This is a genomic window from Alteraurantiacibacter palmitatis (assembly GCF_037154115.1).
Classification (GTDB): Bacteria; Pseudomonadota; Alphaproteobacteria; order Sphingomonadales; family Sphingomonadaceae; genus Alteraurantiacibacter; species Alteraurantiacibacter palmitatis.
In genome coordinates this window covers 355,805-375,609 of the sequence record NZ_JBANRO010000002.1, presented here as the reverse complement: position 1 = coordinate 375,609, position 19,805 = coordinate 355,805, and the positions used below count along the sequence as shown (strand labels likewise).

General features: G+C 63.2%; 16 protein-coding genes. 3 read left to right on the top strand and 13 right to left on the bottom strand.

Annotated elements, in window-relative coordinates; translation table 11 throughout:
- Positions 1-85 precede the first annotated feature (85 nt).
- The 4 genes from WFP44_RS03795 to WFP44_RS03780 all read right to left on the bottom strand — a co-directional run bounded on the left by WFP44_RS03795 (position 86) and on the right by WFP44_RS03780 (position 5,182).
- Complete coding sequence (locus WFP44_RS03795) at positions 86-1,285, bottom strand: glycoside hydrolase family 68 protein (protein WP_336925021.1); 1,200 nt, start codon at positions 1,283-1,285, stop codon at positions 86-88.
- A gap of 160 nt (positions 1,286-1,445) precedes the next feature.
- Complete coding sequence (locus WFP44_RS03790; protein WP_336925020.1) at positions 1,446-2,690, bottom strand: MFS transporter; 1,245 nt, start codon at positions 2,688-2,690, stop codon at positions 1,446-1,448.
- Between the two features lie 3 nt (positions 2,691-2,693).
- On the bottom strand, positions 2,694-3,788 hold the full coding sequence (locus tag WFP44_RS03785; RefSeq protein WP_336925019.1) for an alpha/beta hydrolase: 1,095 nt from the start codon (positions 3,786-3,788) through the stop codon (positions 2,694-2,696).
- Complete coding sequence (locus WFP44_RS03780; protein ID WP_336925018.1) at positions 3,785-5,182, bottom strand: neutral/alkaline non-lysosomal ceramidase N-terminal domain-containing protein; 1,398 nt, start codon at positions 5,180-5,182, stop codon at positions 3,785-3,787. The genes WFP44_RS03785 and WFP44_RS03780 overlap by 4 nt, the downstream gene beginning before the upstream one ends.
- A 159-nt stretch (positions 5,183-5,341) precedes the next feature.
- Here WFP44_RS03780 and WFP44_RS03775 point away from each other — a divergent pair, with 159 nt between their 5' ends.
- On the top strand, positions 5,342-6,388 hold the full coding sequence (locus tag WFP44_RS03775) for a LacI family DNA-binding transcriptional regulator (RefSeq protein WP_336925017.1): 1,047 nt from the start codon (positions 5,342-5,344) through the stop codon (positions 6,386-6,388).
- 6 nt (positions 6,389-6,394) lie between these two features.
- On the opposite strand, the gene WFP44_RS03770 is transcribed toward WFP44_RS03775, so the two are convergent.
- Positions 6,395-7,306: a GDSL-type esterase/lipase family protein gene (locus WFP44_RS03770; RefSeq protein WP_336925016.1), complete on the bottom strand. Its 912-nt coding sequence runs from the start codon at positions 7,304-7,306 to the stop codon at positions 6,395-6,397.
- Positions 7,307-7,599: 293 nt separating this feature from the next.
- Here WFP44_RS03770 and WFP44_RS03765 point away from each other — a divergent pair, with 293 nt between their 5' ends.
- The gene (locus WFP44_RS03765; RefSeq protein ID WP_336925015.1) at positions 7,600-8,739 is read left to right on the top strand and encodes an SGNH/GDSL hydrolase family protein; all 1,140 of its coding nucleotides are present in this window, start codon (positions 7,600-7,602) and stop codon (positions 8,737-8,739) included.
- A 15-nt stretch (positions 8,740-8,754) separates the two neighbouring features.
- Here the strand turns inward: WFP44_RS03765 and lpdA are convergent, their stop codons facing one another.
- Genes lpdA through WFP44_RS03750 form a run of 3 tightly spaced genes read right to left on the bottom strand, consistent with a single transcriptional unit; the run spans position 8,755 to position 11,887 of the window.
- Positions 8,755-10,167: a dihydrolipoyl dehydrogenase gene (lpdA, locus tag WFP44_RS03760; RefSeq protein WP_336925014.1), complete on the bottom strand. Its 1,413-nt coding sequence runs from the start codon at positions 10,165-10,167 to the stop codon at positions 8,755-8,757.
- A gap of 12 nt (positions 10,168-10,179) precedes the next feature.
- Positions 10,180-10,566 carry an acyl-CoA thioesterase gene (locus WFP44_RS03755; RefSeq protein WP_336925013.1) on the bottom strand — a complete coding sequence of 129 codons (387 nt, stop codon included), beginning with the start codon at positions 10,564-10,566 and terminating at the stop codon, positions 10,180-10,182.
- A 28-nt stretch (positions 10,567-10,594) separates the two neighbouring features.
- The gene (locus WFP44_RS03750; protein ID WP_336925012.1) at positions 10,595-11,887 is read right to left on the bottom strand and encodes a pyruvate dehydrogenase complex dihydrolipoamide acetyltransferase; all 1,293 of its coding nucleotides are present in this window, start codon (positions 11,885-11,887) and stop codon (positions 10,595-10,597) included.
- A gap of 164 nt (positions 11,888-12,051) precedes the next feature.
- Between WFP44_RS03750 and WFP44_RS03745 the strand changes: the two genes are divergently transcribed.
- Positions 12,052-12,504: a universal stress protein gene (locus WFP44_RS03745; RefSeq protein ID WP_336925011.1), complete on the top strand. Its 453-nt coding sequence runs from the start codon at positions 12,052-12,054 to the stop codon at positions 12,502-12,504.
- A gap of 3 nt (positions 12,505-12,507) precedes the next feature.
- Here the strand turns inward: WFP44_RS03745 and WFP44_RS03740 are convergent, their stop codons facing one another.
- The 5 genes from WFP44_RS03740 to WFP44_RS03720 all read right to left on the bottom strand — a co-directional run bounded on the left by WFP44_RS03740 (position 12,508) and on the right by WFP44_RS03720 (position 19,797).
- Positions 12,508-14,814, bottom strand: a complete 2,307-nt coding sequence (locus WFP44_RS03740; RefSeq protein ID WP_336925010.1) for a ribonuclease R family protein — start codon at positions 14,812-14,814, stop codon at positions 12,508-12,510.
- A 12-nt stretch (positions 14,815-14,826) separates the two neighbouring features.
- Positions 14,827-16,371 (bottom strand): aminoacyl--tRNA ligase-related protein, encoded by a 1,545-nt coding sequence (locus tag WFP44_RS03735; RefSeq protein WP_336925009.1) that lies wholly within the window; start codon positions 16,369-16,371, stop codon positions 14,827-14,829.
- A gap of 109 nt (positions 16,372-16,480) precedes the next feature.
- Positions 16,481-17,050 carry a polyhydroxyalkanoate synthesis repressor PhaR gene (gene phaR / locus WFP44_RS03730; RefSeq protein ID WP_336925008.1) on the bottom strand — a complete coding sequence of 190 codons (570 nt, stop codon included), beginning with the start codon at positions 17,048-17,050 and terminating at the stop codon, positions 16,481-16,483.
- 70 nt (positions 17,051-17,120) lie between these two features.
- Positions 17,121-18,170: an alanine racemase gene (locus tag WFP44_RS03725; protein ID WP_336925007.1), complete on the bottom strand. Its 1,050-nt coding sequence runs from the start codon at positions 18,168-18,170 to the stop codon at positions 17,121-17,123.
- 1 nt (position 18,171) lies between these two features.
- Positions 18,172-19,797 carry an MFS transporter gene (locus tag WFP44_RS03720; RefSeq protein WP_336925006.1) on the bottom strand — a complete coding sequence of 542 codons (1,626 nt, stop codon included), beginning with the start codon at positions 19,795-19,797 and terminating at the stop codon, positions 18,172-18,174.
- Positions 19,798-19,805: the final 8 nt, after the last annotated feature.

Here is a 19,805-nt window from a genome sequence, read left to right as displayed (position 1 = left end):
GATCATCTAAACTGGTATCGCTGTCAATCGGTTTTCGCCAATCGATTGCATAGGGTCAGGCAATGCGCCGCACCGCAAGGCGCTGCTAGACGAGTGAAACCCGGTTGCCCGTGATGTGAAGTTGCAGGAATGGCGCAAAACTTGCACCAAAATGCCGGGTTTTCCCTGGCGAATCCTCGCCCCAGTCGTCGACAAAGCTGGTCACGGACAGATCGGGCATGACCAGCCAACTGTAGGCCTGTGCCGGCGCGGTGGGCGGGTTGGCGAACACCAGGCCGGTGTCGTTGAGCGGTTTCCATTCACCGGCGATGGACTCGCTCACCATCCCATAAAGCCCCGTCGGTCCGATTGGCCCTGCCGGATTGAATACATGGCGCTGGGTCGACCAGAACAGGTAATATCGCCCGCCATGATGCACGACGTGCGGCCGTTCCAGTTCGTTGTTCAATCCTTCGGCATTAACGATAGGTGGCAGCAGGTTCCAACGGGACAGCGCGGCGTCCTGTGCAACTGCAAGACCGATCACGCCGTTGTAATCCGATACCGCATGGGCGGCAGAGCCGGCAAAAAAGAGATAGCTGGCACCGTCGCTGGGGTCACGGAAATAGGCGGGGTCGCGGAATGCCTTGATAGTGCCCAGCGCCCCCTGCCCTGCATCGCTGGCCATGTAATGCGCCGGATCGCGCACGAAAGCTTCGGCAAGGTCCCGCCACGCGGTCAAGGTATAGGGCGCGTTTGCGGACAAGGTGGCGCGGGCGCTGAAGATGCGCTGTTCGAATGACGCCTTGCGCTCGCCCCGACGCCCCGTGGCGGTGAAGAACAGCAGCACCTCCCGAATGTCCGGCAACAGAATGGCAGACCCGGACCACTCCCTGCTGCCGGGGGAAAATTCGTCGGGCATGGCTGGGCCAAGATGTCGCCAATGCACACCGGACTGTTGCAACAGATGGATGCGCGCATGGCTGTGGCGTTGATCCGGGTCTGCAAAATGCGGTGCACCCAGCGCCATCCACAACACGTCACCACCGTCCATCCGGGCCGGCGTCCCATCAGGCAATTGAATGGGCCACGCGTCCCAAATATCGAGATCGGGCGCAATTCGGGCAAAACAGGCCTGCGTGATGACCGGCGCAAAATTGCTGTTGGGATTCAGAAAATCGCCGCTTTGCGGGGCCTGCCAGTATTCCGGCTGGTGGCTTTGCGAAGCAGGGATGGCGGACGGGCAGTTGCTGTTCACAGCCCCGCCCTGCCGGTAATGCAAATGTCCATCACGCGCGCCGCGCACTTACATCCATTATCCGCTGAAGCCCTCATCATTGCCTAGCCTGTTGCCGCCACATTGTTCGAGTAAGCACATTCGCCATCAAACGCAATCGATTGCGGGCAATCCCCGCGGCAAGGCTCCCGTCGAATTGTGCTGGATCGTTCATTGCAGCCGCCACGCCTTAACTGGCAACCGGGGCGTAATCGGCCAGGTTGCGCTCTGCCAGGCGTGCGGCGAATGGCTGGCGCACGGCGTTCCAGCAGCAAAGACCCACAAGCAAGGTGGCAAATACCGCGCCCAGCACGATCGTGAATCGGCTATCGCCAAGGAGATCGCCCGCTGCCCCCATCGCCAAGGGGGCCAGCACCGCGCTGACGCAGGTGAAGAACAGCAGCAAGCCCGCAATCGAACCATGCCGCCGCTTGTCGAAACAACTGATTCCAGTGGAATTTATCGTCGGATACAGGACCGACATGAACAGACCCGTCATCGGCAGCGCAAAAATCGCCACCTCGCGCCCGCCGATTACGGCCACCCAGAACAGCAGCGCCATGGCCGCACTGCATATGGTGATGACGAAAGACCAGCTGTATCGGCCCAGCAGCCACACCCCCAGAAAACGGCCTGCCGCACGCAACACGAAGAATATGGAAACGGCAAATCCGGCCAGCACGATCCACGGCCCTTCATACGCGGCAAGATATGTCGGCGCCCAGACATAGATTGCCGCCTCCGCGGCGACATAGAGCATCAGCGCAAGGCTGAAAAACCGCGCCGCCGGATCAGTCGTCAACCGGATCGCATCGCTGGCGCGTGTCGGTCTTTCCAGCGATTGAACAGGCGCGGGGAAGCGGGCGAGCGTGGTGCCAATAATCAGCAAGCCGCACATCACCGCCGCCAGCAGATAGACCCAGATCCAGCTCGCCCCCACTTGCAGCAGATAGGCGACAAGCGCGGGGCCAATGATTGCGCCCACTCCAAAGAAGCCCTCGATCAGGTTCATGGTGCGCACGTGCTGCGTGGTGGAACTGGAAAGGTCGCCGATCAGGGCAAGCGCGCCTGATTTGAATATCCCGATCCCCAGCCCCGATACGAAAAGCAGCGTGGTGAAGAACAGGAAATCATTGCCGGCCGCAAACAAGGCCGACCCCAGCGCGAACAGCGACAGTCCGATCAATATGGTGGCCTTGCGACCAAGCCGATCGGCCAGAAAGCCCAGTCCGATGGCGGAAATGGCGATGCCGGACATCGTGGCATACTGGAACGACCCGCCCGCCGTCAGCCCCAGGTCGAACTCGCGGATCACTTCCGGGATCACCACGCCGACCGAATCCGTCGTCATCGCGAACATGGCAAACATGGCGAAGACGAGGACTTTCAGCAGAACGGAACTGCCCTTGCCTTGCATCGGTGTGCTGGGTTGCATGGATCAGTCCGCCAGATGGGTTTGAAAAAAGTCGGCCATGATTGCGTAGGCCTCGCGTGCTTCGGGCAGGTCGGAATTGTAGATGAAGCCATGGAACATCCCGTCCCACCCGTGAAACCGGGATTCGACGCCCGCGCGGGCCAGCGCGTTATGCGAGTTGAGCGCGGCGGAAAACTCGAACGAGCGGGTGCCGCTGATGAAAAGCGTGGGCGGGAATTGCGCGATCACCTCGGCCGATGCCAGCGGATAGGCCAGCGGATCATCCCTTTGCGCGCTGCTCATGTAATTCGGGCCTGCGGCGGGAGGCGGGGCTGTTCGGGGTGCAGAGGGCGTTGGTGGGAGAAAACCCAGCAAGGGGCCGGCAAGCACGGTCGCATCGCCGCCGCTGTAGCCATCGAGCGCGGCGCAGAATACGCCCGCGGCCGCCGGATTGGGCAGCCCTTGCGCTTGAAATCGGGCGAGCGCCTGCGCCGTGAGAAAGCCGCCGGCTGAGCAGCCGTAGATTGCGATCTTGCCCGGTTCATAGTGCTCCAGCAGCGCGCGGTACACGCTTTCCACATCTTCACTTGCCGCAGGAAAGCCATGTTCTGGCGCCATGCGGTAATCGACCGAAACGACCTTGATCTGCATCAGCGCGGCCAGTGGCACCGCTTCCACCAGTGATGCCGAGCGCGCGCCTGTAACAAATCCGCCGCCATGCAGATTGATGAGCACCCGGTCAGAGTGATTCGCCGGCACCCCGCCAGCCGGGGTGACGATATCGACCACGACGCCGCCGATGGTGTCCTGCGCGATATCCACGGCATAACGCCGACGCATCGGATCAAGGAAACCTTGCATAATGGCGTCCTGCCGGGCGCGCTCCTCGGCAATATCCGGCACAGCCGTTCCGAATGGCTTGTCGAGGATGAGATGGCGCAGATATTCGCGCGCTTCCTCGCTCATCAGGTTGGACAGCGGGACAGAGACGCCATCCATGCGAACGGTGCCGTCCTCGCCCAGCCGTTCGTCCCCCTGGGCTGCAAGGGGCGCGGCAGACAGCAGCGCCAAGCTCGCCAGAAGAGCGAAGGTCAGCGCGAACCGGAGGCGAAGGTTCACTTCTCCACCTCCCCGATCAGATCAAGCAGGCCATTCACGATCGCGCTTTCGGCGCATCCGGGCTGGAGGCGGGAGGAGACCACTTCGAAGGTATATTGGGCATAGGCGGCATCGTGCGGAATGTAGCCGGTGCCGGCGGTCCCGTTGGTCAGCGTCACCATAACCGCGTTCTGCCGGGGCGATTCGGCCTTGAACCGCGTGGCAATGGGATTGAACACCTCCGCATCGACCCCGCCCAGATAGACATCCCCGATCCGCAGCATGGCAAGGCCGATGGGCAAGGGATCGGCATCCTCATATTGGCCGGGATATCCTGCGCGGCCGCTGTCCAGCCGCCGCCGTCCGGGGCAGAATACCGACCGCTGTGTGCCGGCAATCTCCACGCTGCGCTGCGGCCGCTGCAAGCCTTCGCGCATGATATGCAGCACCTCCTCCGCCAGCATCAGCCCCAGAGCGGAATTGACCTGCTTCTGCTGTTCCAGCAGAAGTTGCACGCGCGGATTGCCGCGGTCGAGCCCCTGTCCTCCCGGAGGCATGGCATTGGAAATATCCTCGCCACGGCGCGCATAATCCGCAATGCGGATCGCGCGCAGCTCATAGGTCTGGTTGAAGAAGATCGGGTTCTGGTCACCCGATGCACCGGTCGACCACACGGCCACCGCATCACCCCCCAGCGACGCTTCGAGATAGGCCGAGGCTGCGCCGGGAATGTCGCCGCTGATCATGTCGAGATTGCCCGTGATCACCGGATGGACGGCGTAGTTGTAATACACCGCAATCGGCGCACCCTCCAGCGTCTCGAACCGCATGACGGCTACGGTCTTGTCCGAAGGCCCATCGTAGTTTGGCCCTTCCCACCAGCGGCGCGTTTGCGGGTCGATCCTGTTGCGGTTGACATTGATCCAGGATTGCCCGGTGCCAAAGGCCATGCGCGCAGGCTGCATTTGGCGGGCAGCTTCGCGCACGGCGGCAAACAGCTGCTCCTCAAACCCCTCGGCGCGGCGGAAGGGGGCACTGTGCGTATGCGTGGCGGTAAGCAGGAAGTTGGCGCGCGGAATGCCGAGTTCACTTTCCGCCCGGACGCGAAGCGCCTCCCACAGGGCCGTCGGCAGCCCGCCCGCATCGACTGTCAGCAGAGCGGCCCGGCTGTTTCCGTTGTCGATGACGATGGCGCGGGCATAAAGCGGGTCGAGCACACCCTGCGATGTCGGTGGCAGCTCTGAAGTCGCAGGGGTTATGTCCACACGCGCCGCGCCTGCCCGCAATTCGCCAGCGGGCACTTGTGCGCGGGCAGGTGCAATTGCCGCAAGAAGGCAAAGGGAAAGCAGGCTGAAACAGGCCGCAACAACGACCGACCGGAACGGCCGAAAATACCAGCGCAGTGCCGCACGCATCGGAAACCCTCCCATATATTCGATTCTGCAATCGATTACGCAAACTGTTAGTAGGCATTGCGCTTGGCCGCAACCGCGTTATGAAAATGATGACGTTGCAGGCACAAGGGGATGGGCATCTCTGGCCGCGGCGAAGGATTGCACAGGAAAGGCATGGGGATGAAGGGCAACCAACCGCCGAAATCGCGCGGCATATCCCGCAAGCCCCAGAACATTCAGGATCTGGCCGAAATCGCCGGGGTCTCCACGGCCACGGTATCACGCGCGCTGGCCGGGACGGGCAATATTTCCGCCGCCACCCGCGAACGCATCCGCGCATTGGCCGAGCAGTTCGATTTCCGCCCCAGCAGCATGGCGCGCAATCTGCGTATCGGGCGCACCGGCACGGTGGGCGTGATCGTTCCGCTGGGGCATGAGAAAAGCCAGCATATCTCAGACCCTTTCTTCATGACGCTGCTTGGCTACATCGCCGATCGCGTGGCCGACCGGGGTTATGATCTGCTGCTGAGCAAGATTGTGCCGCACGACCCCGAATGGCTCTCGCGCCAGATCGACAGTGGCCGGGTGGATGGCATGATCATCATTGGCCAGTCCAATCAGTCCGACGTGATCAACGCCGTGGCGCGCTATTACGCACCGCTTGTCGTCTGGGGTGCGGCCCAGACCGACCAGAGTTATTGTTCGGTCGGCAGCGACAACCGGCGCGGCGGCCTGATCGCCACCCAGCACCTGCTTTCGCTCGGATGCCGCCGGCTGGCCTTCTTTGGCGACCCTTCTGTTCCTGAGGTTGAGGAGCGGCTCAACGGTTTCCGCGATGCGCTGCGCCAGTCGGGAGAAAACGCGGTGGGCACCACGCTGCCTGTGCATTTCGTCCCCGAACAGGCGCTGGAGGATATCTCCGGCTTCCTCGATCTTGCCGACCGGCTGGACGGCATTTTCGCCACCTCCGACACGATCGCGATGACTGCCCTGCAAGCCTTGCAGGACCGCCGCCGTTCGGTGCCGCAGGATGTCAAGGTTATCGGCTTTGACGATCTTGATCTCGCCCGGCGCACCGTGCCTGCGCTAAGCTCGGTGCGGCAGGATCTGGAAGCGGGGGCCGATGCGCTGGTTGATCTGCTGTTTCGCAAGATTGCCGGGGAAAGCGTGGAATCGGTCACGCTGCAACCTCAGCTTATCGTGCGCGCAAGCACGGTGGCCGAATAGGCGGCCTCAATCCTCCAATACCTCGCGCGCGGCGGCTTCGGCCAGATTGCGCATTAGGGCATAGCCGGCCCGCGTGGGATGCACACCATCATTGGCAAAAGCGGGGTCAAATGCGCCATCCGGTGTTTTCAACGGCGTGAAATAATCGACAAAGGTCACGCCCTTGGCCCGTGCCAGCTCACCCAGTCGGGCGTTAAGGTGTGCGACCACAGGCCGCGTGTCGAAATCGGGTCGGGGGAGGAGCCGCGACATGGGCGGCAATGCGCCAAGGATCACCGCGATACCGTTGGCGCGGGCAAGATCAATCATTGCGCCGATGGTGCCAAGATACTCGTCCTCGGTGATCGGGCCGGTCGCGCCGCCTATGTCATTGGTGCCCGCGATGATGTGCACCGCCTGCGGATGCAGGGCGATAACATCCTGATGGAAGCGGGCCAGCATCTGCGGACTGCTCTGGCCGCTGATGCCCCGCCCCACAAACCCGTTATCGGCAAAGAAGGCCGGGTCCGCCTCCACCCAGCCTTCAGTGATCGAATCGCCCATGAACACGATCCGCGGCCGCGTCCCGCTGGCGATCAGATCGGCATTGGCATCGCGATAGCGGCAGCGCAGCGGCCAGTCGCTGGCAAATTGCGCCGCCTGACGTTCCCGAAACGCCGCGCCCATCGGGCTGTCGGCGGAAAAGAAATGCGCCGCCATGGCCGACATTTCGTCCAGATCGCGGGGCGCTGTGTCGAACTGCGCGGCAAGCGTTGCCGCATCGCGCGGGACTGGCAGAGGACAGCGGATTGTCGTGCCATTCACCGCGGCAAATTCGCGCCCAAGCATGACGGACGAACCCATATCCTGCGCCTGTGCCGCCGCACTTGCGCTGCAAAGCGTGGCGCTTGCCGCCAGAATCAGCGAAATCCTCGCCACGGCATTTTCCTCTCATTTTCCCTTTGCCATCGGAACATAGCGTGCGCGGCGGGGTAAGCAATCGTTTGCAGTGTGAAATTGCGGCGGCTATCCTTGCGTAAAGGGAGAGGCGGTCGATGCGATGCTATCTGAATCTTGTGGCGGTACTTGCCCTATTCATGGCCCCGCCCCCAGCTTTTGCCGCAAGCGATGGTGGCGCCTCCCCATGGGTTGAAAGCTGGGGAACAGCCCTGCCGCTGCAACCTGATCCGCCCTCGCCCTTTGCCGGTCGGCAGCCACCTCCGTCGCCGCCAATGCCGCCCTCCGATCAACCTCCCCCTCCCAACCCGCGCGTCCCCTACCCTGCCGTTCTGGCTGACCAGACCGTGCGCATGATCGCGCGTGTCAGTACTGGAGGTGACCAGATCCGCCTCGAATTTGCCAATCGCAATGGCGCGCAGCCTGTCTTGCTGGGCAAGGTCCACTCGGCGCTGGCCAATGCGGATGGCAGTCTGGTGGCTGGCAGTGGCCGGGAAGTGCACTTTTCAGGCAGCCAGCAGGTGACCGTGTTGCCCGGCGCGCGAGTCGTCAGTGACCCGGTAGACCTTTCCGTGCCGCCGCTCTCCCATGTCGCGGTGTCGATTCATCTGCCGGAAGAGACACTCACGCAGACTGTCGATGCCATCGGCCTGATGCCGACCTTTGTGGCGGCAGGCGACCAGGTGGGCAATCCGGTGCTGTCTGATGCGGCGGTTCTTGCCTCCTATTTCTGGTTGCGCGGGATCAGCGTCCCGCGTTCCAGCCCGGCGCAGGGCGCAATCATTGCCTTCGGGGATTCGATCACAGAAGGCTATGCAACACCCATCGGTGCCAATCAGAGCTGGCCGGATATCCTTGCGGAACGGTTACAGGCCGATCCGGCAACCGCGAAATGGAGCGTGATCAACACCGGCATATCCGGCAACCGCCTACTGCGCGCAGGCGCTGGCGATGCGGGGCTGGCGCGCTTTACCGATGATGTGCTTTCCCGGCCGGGCGCGGAATGGGCCATCGTGCTGCTTTCCATCAACGACATCAATATGTCGATCATGCCCGGTATGCCGCCTGAACAGGCCGCCACGGCCGAGGAAATCATTGCCGGGCTCGACCAGTTGGTCACACGGGCGCATTTCCATGGCCTGCGGATCGCCGGTGCGACGGTGCTGCCCACCAAGGGCCTGTTCTTCTACAGCGCAGAAGGTGAAGCCATGCGCCAGCAGGTGAACGAATGGATCAGGGCGAGCGGGCGGTTCGACGCCGTGATCGATTTCGATGCCGCGACACGCGACCCGGTTGATCCGCTGCGCCTTAACCCCGTTTTCAATCCGGGCGATCACGTCCACCCAAATAACGAGGGAAATCGCGCCATGGCCGAGGCAATCGACCTTGGCATATTTGGTCGCGCCCGCCCTTGATACGATGGCACCTGATCAGATGTGCAAGGCGCGGCCATAGGCCGCCAGCACGCTTTCGTGCATCGATTCGCTGATGGTGGGGTGCGGGTAGACGGTCTGCATCAGTTCCGCCTCAGTCGTCTCCAGCGTCATCGCGGTGGCATAACCCTGGATCATCTCGGTGACTTCCGCTCCCACCATGTGCGCGCCGAGCAATTCGCCCGTGGCCGCATCGAACACGGTCTTCACAAAGCCTTCCGCCTCGCCCAGCGCAATCGCCTTGCCATTGCCGATGAAGGGGAAGGTGCCGACCTTGACTGCGCGGCCCGCTTCCTTTGCCTTCGCCTCGGTCAGGCCAACGCTGGCGATCTGCGGGTGGCAATAGGTGCACCCCGGAATGGCATTGCGGTTGAGCGGGTGCGGGTGCAGGCCCTTCACGCCCAGTTCCTGTGCAATTGCCTCGGCGCAGGTCACGCCTTCGTGGCTGGCCTTGTGCGCCAGCCACGGCCCCGGCGTGCAATCGCCGATGGCCCACAGCCCCTTTGCCTTGGTGCGGCCATAGGGATCGATCTGGATGAAGCCGCGGTCCATCTCCACCAGCTTTTCGAGGCCGATATTCTCGGTATTGGGCACGATGCCGATGGCGACGATGACATGGCTGTATTCGCCCGCTTCGACCTTGCCGTCCTTCAGCTTGATCTTGGCCGATACGCCCTTGTCGGAAACCTTCAGCTCCTCCACGCCCGCGCCGGTGCGGATGGCGATGCCCTGCTTGGTCAGGCTCTTTTCAAGGAAGGCGGAGATATCCGCATCCTCCACCGGAACGATCCGGTCGAGCATTTCGACCACGGTCACATCCGCGCCCATATCGTTGTAGAAGCTGGCGAACTCGATGCCGATCGCGCCGCTGCCAATCACCAGCAGCTTGGTGGGCATTTCGGGCGGCACCATGGCGTGGCGGTACGTCCACACGCGCTTGCCGTCGGCCTTGGCAAAGGGCAGATCGCGCGCCCGCGCGCCCGTGGCGACGATGATGTGCTTGGCGGCAAGCTGCTCCTCCCCCTTCTCGCCTTTAACAGTCAGGCTGGTCGGGCCGGTCAAGGTGCCGGTGCCCATATGCACGGTGATCTTGTTCTTCTTCATCAGGTGCGCAATGCCCTGATTGAGCTGCTTGGCCACGCCCCGGCTGCGCTTCACCACAGCTTCCAGATCCGCCTCGATCGTGCCGGCCAGTTTCAAGCCGTAATCCTGTGCGTGCTGGGCAAAGTGCAGGATTTCCGCCGAACGAAGCAGCGCCTTGGTGGGAATACACCCCCAGTTGAGGCAGATGCCGCCCAGCAGTTCCCGCTCCACAATCGCGGTTTTCAGCCCCAGCTGCGCGCAGCGGATCGCGGCGACATAGCCGCCGGGGCCGGAACCAAGAACGATAACGTCATACTGGGTGGTCATGTGCTGCTCCGTTTACCCCTCGACCGGCCGGGGTTTGCCGTTGTCGTCAATCGCCACGAAGGTGAACTTGGCCTGCGTCACCTTGGCAGCATCTTCGGAATGCCGCTCGCGCCGCCAGGCTTCCACCGCGATCACCATGGAGGTGCGGCCGACCTTCTCGATTGTCGTATAGACCGAGACTTCGCAGCCGACCTTGACCGGCTGGAGGAACTGCATCCCGTCCATGGCCACGGTAACCGCGCGGCCCTTGGAATGGCGCGCGGCGGTGAGACCGGCGGCGTTGTCCATGATGGAAACCAGCCAGCCGCCAAAGATGTCGCCATAGGCGTTGGTGTCGCGCGGCATACAGGTGACGCGGATGGCGGGTTCGCGCGCGGGAGGGTTTTCCGGGCTGCTCATACGGGAAGGCCGGCCAGATAAACCGCCATCAGGCCAGCAGCCCCAGCGGCGCCTCGATCAGTTCCTTGAACACCTTCATCAATTGCGCGCCGTCCGCCCCGTCAATCGCGCGGTGGTCGAAACTGCCCGTGGCGCTCATCACCGTGGCGATCTGCAGTGCGTCATCGACCACATAGGGCCGCTTCTCGCCCGCGCCGATGGCCATGATCATGGCTTGCGGCGGGTTGATGACCGCTTCGAACTGCTTGATGCCGAACATACCCATATTGCTGAGCGACGCGGTGCCGCCCTGATACTCCTCGGGCGCCAGCTTGCCGTCACGCGCGCGGGCGGCCAGATCCTTCATCTCGTTGGAGATAACCGACACGGTCTTGTTGCCCGCGTCCTTGATGATCGGGGTGATAAGCCCGCCGGGGATCGACACCGCCACCGAGATATCGGCGCGGTTGAACTTGAGCAGCGTATCGCCTGCGAACTGCACATTGCACACCGGCACCGCGAGCAGCGACTTGGCCAGCGCCTTGATCAGCAGATCATTCACCGACAGCTTCACGCCCTGAGATGCGAGGCTGTCGTTCAGCTCGGCACGCAGCTTGAGCAGCTTGTCGAGGCGGATATCGACCGTGAGGTAGATGTGCGGCACCTGCTGCTTGCTTTCGGTCAGGCGGCGGGCAATGGTCTTGCGCATCCCCGAAAGCTTTTCGACCTCGTGCGGGATGCCGAAATCCTGTGCGGCGGTGGACGCGGCAACGGGTGCGGGAGCCGAAGCTGCAGGAGCAGCTGCCGCGGCCGCCGCGCCCGGCTTGGCGCCGTCCACATCGGCCTTCACGATGCGGCCATTGGGGCCGCTGCCCTTCACACCGGCAAGATCGACGCCTTTTTGCGCCGCAATCCGCTTGGCGAGCGGCGATGCGACGAGGCGGTCGCCGCGGGCAGCCTTTGCCATTGCCGGCGCTTGTGTTGGGGCCGGTGCCGGTTCAGCGGCCGCAGCAGATGCAGCAGATGCAGCAGATGCAGCTTTTGCAGCCGGAGCAGGCGCAGCAGCCCCGCCAGCACCCGCTGCCGCTTCCAGATCCTCGCCATCTTCGGCCAGCATGGCGATGACGGTGCCGACCTTCACCCCTTCGGTGCCTTCTTCCACGGCAATGGAAGCAATCACGCCTTCGTCCACCGCTTCGAATTCCATCGTCGCCTTGTCGGTCTCGATCTCGGCCATGATGTCGCCGGCGGAAACCTTGTCACCCACTTTGACGAGCCATTTGCTCAGTGTGCCTTCCTCCATGGTGGGCGAAAGGGCGGGCATCTTGATGGCGATGGACATGGTGCGGCCTTGTTCCCTCAAAATTGTCGCGCAATGCCGGGATGACGCCGGCAAAACGGCCAGAAGCTGTGACAGTTTCTCTGGCCAATTTGGCGCGCGGTAGCAAGAACCTTGCGCGATGCAAGCAATGCGCGGATATTCCCCCGGCACAGGGGAGATTTTGGATGCGCGTCTATCTGGTCATCATTGACGAGACCGAGGAGGCCCATGTTGCCTTGCGTTTTGCCGCGCGGCGTGCGGCCAAAACGGGCGGGACGGTGCATCTGCTGGCTCTGGTTCCCAAGCAGCAGTTCAGCGCATTCGGCGCGATACAGGAAACGATCGAGCAGGAAGCGCGTGACCGGGCCGAAGTGCTGGCGAATGGCGCGGCGGGAGAGCTGCTCCACGAAAGCGGCAAGATGCCGCAGATCGCGGTGCGCGTGGGCGAGAGCAAGGCGGTGGTGACCGAATATCTGCGCGAACATCCCGAAGTCGCCGCTCTGGTGCTGGGCGCTGCTGCCGAGGGCCCTTCTGGCCCGCTGGTCACGCACTTCACTGCCAGTGCGGGCTCCATGCCCTGCCCCGTGTTCATCGTTCCCGGCGGTTTGAGCGACGCGGAAATCGATCGGCTCAGCTGACGCCTATTTGCGCTTCCCCCGCCCTTGATGGCGGATATTTGCGGGGCGGCCACGCTGACCCAGAATATGCTTTCCTGCCCTGCCCTTTTGCGGCCCCTTGCGCGGCCCGCCACGGGGCTTGCGTTCCGGCCTCGCGCCGCGCGGCTCGATAGGCTGACCATCGGCATCCACCGGCTCGAACTTCAGCGCGCCCGTCAGCGGATTGGCTTCGGCCAGCTTCAACTCCACCAGATCGCCCACGGTGTAGCGCTGGCCCGTATCCTCGCCCACCAAAGCCTGCGCGCCTTCGTCATGGCGGAAATATTCGCGGCCCAGCGCCGATACCGGCACAAGGCCATCCCCGCCCAATCCGACTATGGTGGCGAAAAAGCCGAACTTCTGCACGCCGGTGATGCGCGTGGTGAACACCTCGCCCACACGGCCCGAAAGCCAGGCCGCGACATAGCGGTCGATCGTGTCGCGCTCGGCCTCCATTGCGCGGCGTTCGGTCAGACTGATCGCATCGGTGATGCGCGTCAGATCCTCGCGGTCGTGATCGGAAAGCCCGGTGCCCGCCGGCACATCCAGATCCTTCGCGCGCGGCTGTTCGAGGTGGTAGGCATCTACCAGAGCCCTGTGCACCAACAGGTCGGAATAGCGGCGGATGGGCGAGGTGAAATGGGCATAGGACCCCAGCGCCAGCCCGAAATGCCCCGCATTGCGCGGCCCGTAATAGGCCTGCGTCTGGCTGCGCAGCACCGCTTCCATAACCAGGGCCTTTTCGGCCGGGTCGGCAATGTCCTTTATCATGCGGTTGAACAGGCCCGGCGTGATGACCTGCCCCAGCGCCAGCTTCTTGCCGATGGAATCGAAGTAATCGCGCAGCGCCACCAGCTTCTCGCGCGTGGGCGGTTCATGGATGCGGTAAACGACCGGCATGACCTTCGCCTCAAGCGCACGGGCAGCGGCGACATTGGCTGCGATCATGAAATCCTCCACCACGCGGTGCGCGTCGAGCCGTTCGCGGATGGCGATGCCGGTGACGCGGCCCTGTTCATCCAGCGTGACGCGGCGTTCGGGGATTTCCAGTTCCAGCGGATCGCGCGCGGCACGGGCGGCGGCGAGCAGTTTCCATGCGGCGAACAGATGGGCCAGCGGCTCGCTCGCCGTGCCGTCATCAATCCGCGCCTGCGCGTCTTCATACGCCACATTTTCAGCAATGCGCACCAGCGCGCGGGTAAAGCGCCAGTCGCTGATCTGCCCGGTGTCGGAAATGTGGAAGTGGCACACCATCGCGGCGCGCGGCTGATCCTGTTTGAGCGAACAGGCATCGGCCGAAAGCACTTCGGGCAGCATCGGCACCACCCGGTCAGGGAAATAAACCGAATTGCCGCGCTTTCGCGCCTCGCGGTCCAGCGCGCCGCCGGGGCGGACATAATAGGACACATCAGCGATGGCCACGATGGCGCGGAAGCCGCCTTCGCCGTCAGGCTCGGCCCAGATGGCGTCGTCATGGTCGCGCGCATCGGCAGGGTCGATGGCGAGGATGGGCACCTGCGTCAGATCTTCGCGCTTTTCGGTGCCGATGGGCAGGCGTGAAGCCTCCTTGGCCTCGTTCAGCACCTTTTCGGAGAAATGGAAGGGGATGCCGTATTTGTGGATCGCGATCAGGCTGTAACTGCGCGGGGCGAGCGGATCGCCCAGCACTTCGATCACCTTGACCCCGGCGCGCGGGCCGCGCCCTGCAGGTTCGGCCAGCACCAATTGCCCTTCCTCCGCCCCGCCCAGATCGGATACGGGGGAGGAATTGCGGATGCGCTTGTCCACGGGTGCAAGCCACGGTTTGCCCGTGCCGTCCAGTTCGATCACGCCCAGCACCGCGCCTTCTTCCGAAGGCAGCTTTTTCATCGGATGCGCGATAAATCCGCTGCCCGCTTCCTCGGTGCGAGCAAGAATACGGTCGCCCACGCGCAGCGCCGCCTGCTTCTTCTTCTCGATCACTCGAAGGCGGGGCGGCGGGGTGGCATCATCAGGCTGCCAGCTGGCCGGAATGGCCACCGGTTCGCCTTCGTCAATCTCGACAATGCGCAGCACGGTTACCTTGGGCACGCCGCCCATGCGGTGAAAGGCGCTGCGTTTGCCGTCGATCAGGCCTTCCTCGGCCATGTCCTTCAGCAGCGCCTTCAGCCCGATCTTGTCCTGCGCGGACAAGCGGAAATGCTTGGCGATCTCGCGCTTGCCCACCGGGCCATCAGCATCGCGGATGAAGGCGAGGATGTCCTCGCGGCTGGGCAGGCCTGGCGGGTGCTTGCGGGGCTGGGAGCGGTTCATGCCCGCACCCTATCAGTAAGCGCGGGCAAGGAATATCCGTTCGACCGCCGCGTCCCCGGTGAAGATACACGCGCCATCTGCCGGCGCGCCGCCCAGCGGCACGTTGCGGATGGTGAGCTTCAAAGCCTTCAACTGCTCCACCACCTTGTCGAGCGCCGCGCCGGTGGGCTTGCTCCACTGCACTTCCACCCAGCCCGGATATTTGACACCGTCGGCAAAGTGGTCAGCCACCACATCCATGCTGGTGATGCCGCGGGTGATGTTCGCATCGCGCCGTTCGCGCGCTTCGTTGTAGAGCGCTTGCTGCGTGTATTCGAGCATCTGGCCTGCTTGCCCGGCGAAGTCTTCGCGGCCGAGGAACTGGAATGCGGGCTTGCCATTTTCCACATTCCACAAGGAAACGCGCTGCAACACCGCAACCTTGCCATCCGCCATGTCGCGCGGGCCGACTTCGACGATGATGGGCGCGCCCTTGCGCACCCAGTCCCACCGCTTGGCCGCCGCCTTGCCCGGCGTGCTGTCCAGCAGCACGCGCAGCTTCTCGCCCAACGCTGTTTCGCGCAGCAGCATCTGCTTCAATTCATCGCAATAGGCCAGCAGCGCCGCATCCTCGGGCGCCTCGCGCAGCATGGGAATAATCACGATCTGGTGCGGCGCGATTGCCGGCGGCACGCGCAGCCCGTCATCATCGCCATGCACCATGATGATCCCGCCGATCAGCCGGGTCGACACGCCCCAGCTGGTGGTGTGGCAATATTGCTGGCCGCCTTCCTTATCCTGATACTGGATGCCGGCGGCATGGGCGAAATTGGTGCCGAGGTAATGGCTGGTGCCCGCTTGCAGCGCCTTGCCGTCCTGCATCATCGCCTCGATGCTCCAGGTTTCGACCGCGCCGGGGAAACGCTCGTTTTCCGGCTTTTCGCCCGCGATTACCGGCAGCGCCAGATCCTCCTCGGCACAGGCGCGGTACATTTCCAGCGCGCGGTGTGTTTCAGCCAGCGCATCTTCGCGCGTGGCGTGCGCGGTATGCCCTTCCTGCCAGAGGAACTCGCTGGTGCGCAGGAACATCCGCGTGCGCATTTCCCAGCGCACCACATTGGCCCACTGGTTGGTGAGCAGCGGCAGGTCGCGCCAGCTCTGGATCCAGCGCGCCATCGCATCACCGATAATCGTTTCGCTGGTGGGGCGCACAACCAGCGGCTCCTCCAGCCTGGCTTCGGGATCGGGAATCAGCCCGCCTTTGCCATCCGCGATAAGGCGGTGATGCGTGACCACCGCCATTTCCTTGGCAAAGCCTTCGACGTGCTCTGCCTCGCGGGTAAAATTGCCGAGCGGGATGAAGATGGGGAAATAGCAGTTTTGCACGCCTGCTGCCTTGATGCGGTCATCCATCAGGCGCTGGATGCGTTCCCAGATGCCATAGCCCCACGGCTTGATGACCATGCAGCCACGCACGCCCGATTCCTCGGCCAAGTCGGCGGCGGAAATGACCTCCTGATACCAGGCGGCAAAATCGTCTTCGCGCTTGGTGGTCAAAGCGTGGCGGATGGCGGACATGGTTGGGCAAAATCCTGCTGGAATGGCAAAACGGCCCCTCCCTTGGCGGGCAAGCCGCGCCAAGTCGAGAGGCAATTTTCAGCCGAAAGAAGCGGGCCTCAGCGGCGGGTCAGCCGCCGAGCTTGTCCAGCTTGTCCTGCATGGCCTTCATCTGCGCACGCAGTTCAGCCAGCTCATCGGTATCGTTGCTGGCCTGCGGGCCGGTCTTGGGCGGGGCAGGTTTGCCCACGCCGCGGGGCATAAACGCCTCAGCCGCCGCCTGGAACATCGCCATGTTCGTTTCTGCAAGGCGCGCAAAGCCATCGGGCGACAAACTGGATTTGAACGCTTCCTGCAGCCGCGCCTGGTTGGCCTGGAAATTGTCCATCGTGGCTTCGAGGTAATGCGGCATGAGCGACTGCATCGAATTGCCATACATCGCGATCAGATTGCGCAGGAAGCTGACGGGCAGCATCTGCTCTCCATTCGCTTCCTCTTCCATGATGATCTGGGTCAGGATTGCGTGGGTGATATCGCCGCCGGTCTTGGCGTCGAGCACAACGAAATCCACCCCGTCGCGCGTCATGCGGGCAAGGTCATCAAGCGTGATGTAACTGGACGATTGCGTGTTGTAGAGCCGCCTGTTGGCGTACTTCTTGATAATGACGGGATCCGATCCCGCCTTGGTGGTGGAGTTCATTTGCGACGCACTCCCCGAATAGCGACATACCTTGTTAGCACTTGCAACATTGCATTGGCAATGGAGCGTATCAGGAAATGCGGGAAAACCGCCTGCCCAGGCTTGTCAGCAATTCGTATTGCGACAGGCCGCATGACTGCGCCACATTCGGCAAGTCGAACGGAATATCTACAAAGTCTCCGACACTTAATGCGGTATGGGCAGTGCAATCGACCACTACCATATCCATTGATACGCGGCCCCGGACTGGCAGATTGTGCCCACAATGCTGCAATGCAGCCCCCGTACCGCGGCAACGCAGGAACCCGTCGGCATAGCCAATCGACACGGTGGCGGTTTCCATAGCGTCTGCGGCGGTGAAGGTCGCGTTGTAGCCCACGCTTTCACCCGCGCCGATTCGGCGCCGCTGGATGACCATGGCTTGCGGAAAGACGACCTGCCGGATGTGGCCTGCCAGCTCGCCCCGCGCAATGCCGCCATACAGGGCAAGGCCGGGCCGCGTGAGGTCGAACGCATAGTCTGCGCCAAGGGCAATGCCTGCGCTGTTGGCGAGGCTCAGACGCTGATGTGCAACGACAGCCGCCGCCTGTCGCGTCCGCTCCAGTTGCACCGCATTGAGCGCGCTGTCCTCGTCCGCCGATGCGAGGTGCGAGAGTAGGGTGTGCACCGCAAGCTGCATCACCAGAGGATCGCCCAGTTCAGCCAGAGACACGCCCAGCCGGTTGATCCCGGTGTCCACCATCAGGTCGCACAGGCCGCCGCCCGCATCGCGCCAGATCGCCGCCTGTTGCAGCGAATTGATGACGGGCCGCACCCCGGTGGCACGCGCATAGGCCGCTTCCGCCGCATTGGTGACACCGTGCAGCACCGAAATCTGCGCGCCGGGCACGTGGGCAAGCACATCGGCAACTTCGCTCCAATGCGCGACAAAGAAATCCCGCGCCCCTGCATCCAGCAGGGCCGGCAGCGCGTGGATTATGCCGACGCCGTAACAATCGGCCTTCACCGCTGCGCCGGCACGGGCTTGGCCCGACAGCCGGTCAAGCGCGCGCCAGTTCGCGGCGAGCGCCTGCCGGTCAATCCGCAGCCGCAGCGTGGCCGGAGGGGGCGCTGTGTCCACGTCAGGCGATTTCGTCGGCAAAATCGCGCGGTGGCCCGCCGGGCAGACCCCACAGCGCCACCAGCAGCGCCACGATCAGCAGCACGAAAGTATACCAGAGCCCCGCGAAGATATCGCCCGTGCGCGCCACGATATATCCGGCGATCAGCGGCAGGAACCCGCCGAAATAGCCGGTGCCGATATGGTAGGGGATCGACAACGAGGAATAGCGGATGCGCGGCGGGAACATCTCGGAAAGCAGCGCGGCAACTGGCCCGAAGGTCGCGCCTGACAGGGCGCCCAGCCCCACCAGAATGACCATGATGCCCAACAGATTGAGCGGCGCTGGCACCTGCTTTTCCAGGTTGTAGCCGTGCGTTGCCAGCCACGCGGTAATTACCGCGCGCCGTTCCGGCCCGGCTGCGCCCGCTGCGTCCAGGTCGAAGGTCGAGGTGCCCGTCGTCATCCGCAAGGTCGCCCCCGGCTCGACCTGATAGGGGATGCCGATCGCGGTCATATCCGCCAGCAATTGCGCACAGGCCCCCGTCTGGCTGGAGGCAAAGGGATCGTAATCGCAGGCCGGCCCGGTAATCACCACCGGCGCGTTGCGCGCGCTCTCGGCCAATTGCGGATTTGCCAGCGCCGCAAGCCCCCAAAAGGCCGGGAACAACAGCACCAGCGTGACCGCATAGCCCCAGACGATCGGCTTCTTGCGCCCGACCTTGTCCGAAAGGCGGCCGAAATAGATGAAGAACGCGCAGGAAATCAGCGAGCCGAAGCCCACCAGCAGTTCGGCCGTGGTGTCATCCACGCGCATCGGCCCCTTGAGGAAGGAGAGCGCGGAAAACAGCGCGGTGTAAAAGATGATCGTCAGGCCGCAGGCCACGCCGAACATGGCGATGAAGATGCGCCTTTTGTTGCGCGGATAGGTGAAGCTTTCGATGAAGGGGTTCTTCGATGTCTGCCCTTCCGCTTTCATCGCCATGAAAACCGGGCTTTCCGACAGCTTCAGCCGCATCCACAACGATATGCCCAGCAGTGCGATCGACAGCAGGAACGGCACGCGCCAGCCCCATTCGCGGAAAGCGTCTTGAGGGATGATGAAGCGGCAGGCCAGCACCACCAGCAGGCTGAGCACAAAGCCGCCGATCACACTTGCCTGGATGAAGCTGGTGAAAAAGCCGCGTTTTTCGGGCGGGGAATGTTCCGCCACGTAAATGGCGGCCCCACCATATTCGCCGCCCAGGGCAAGGCCCTGCGCGATGCGCAGCAGCAGCACGATGATCGGCGCGGCAAGGCCGATGCTCTCGGCACTGGGAACAAAGCCTACGCCCGCGGTGGCGACGCCCATGAGCGTGACGGTGACAAGGAAGGTATATTTGCGGCCCAGCCGGTCACCCAGATAGCCAAACAGGATCGCCCCCAGCGGACGAAAGCCGAAGCCCACGGCAAAGCCGGCCCAGGTGAGCAGAAGCGACAACGTCTCGTTCCCGGAAGGGAAGAACGCCTGACTGATGAACACCGCCAGCGTGCCGTAAATGAAGAAATCGTACCATTCGAACACGGTGCCGGCAGACGATGCCGCTATCACCAGCCGCACTTCCCTTGCCGAAGGCTCGCGCGCGCCCATTTCCCCGGTATTGGCCATTCCTGAAA

Excerpts from the sequence above, each read along its gene's own strand:
- WFP44_RS03790 (WP_336925020.1), bottom strand. The coding sequence starts at position 2,690 with ATGCAACCCAGCACACCGATGCAAGGCAAGGGCAGTTCCGTTCTGCTG.
- WFP44_RS03780 (WP_336925018.1), bottom strand. The coding sequence starts at position 5,182 with ATGCGTGCGGCACTGCGCTGGTATTTTCGGCCGTTCCGGTCGGTCGTT.
- WFP44_RS03775 (WP_336925017.1), top strand. The coding sequence starts at position 5,342 with ATGAAGGGCAACCAACCGCCGAAATCGCGCGGCATATCCCGCAAGCCC.
- WFP44_RS03765 (WP_336925015.1), top strand. The coding sequence starts at position 7,600 with ATGCCGCCCTCCGATCAACCTCCCCCTCCCAACCCGCGCGTCCCCTAC.
- lpdA (WP_336925014.1), bottom strand. The coding sequence starts at position 10,167 with ATGACCACCCAGTATGACGTTATCGTTCTTGGTTCCGGCCCCGGCGGC.
- WFP44_RS03755 (WP_336925013.1), bottom strand. The coding sequence starts at position 10,566 with ATGAGCAGCCCGGAAAACCCTCCCGCGCGCGAACCCGCCATCCGCGTC.
- WFP44_RS03750 (WP_336925012.1), bottom strand. The coding sequence starts at position 11,887 with ATGTCCATCGCCATCAAGATGCCCGCCCTTTCGCCCACCATGGAGGAA.
- WFP44_RS03745 (WP_336925011.1), top strand. The coding sequence starts at position 12,052 with ATGCGCGTCTATCTGGTCATCATTGACGAGACCGAGGAGGCCCATGTT.
- WFP44_RS03740 (WP_336925010.1), bottom strand. The coding sequence starts at position 14,814 with ATGAACCGCTCCCAGCCCCGCAAGCACCCGCCAGGCCTGCCCAGCCGC.
- WFP44_RS03735 (WP_336925009.1), bottom strand. The coding sequence starts at position 16,371 with ATGTCCGCCATCCGCCACGCTTTGACCACCAAGCGCGAAGACGATTTT.
- phaR (WP_336925008.1), bottom strand. The coding sequence starts at position 17,050 with ATGAACTCCACCACCAAGGCGGGATCGGATCCCGTCATTATCAAGAAG.
- WFP44_RS03720 (WP_336925006.1), bottom strand. The coding sequence starts at position 19,797 with ATGGCCAATACCGGGGAAATGGGCGCGCGCGAGCCTTCGGCAAGGGAA.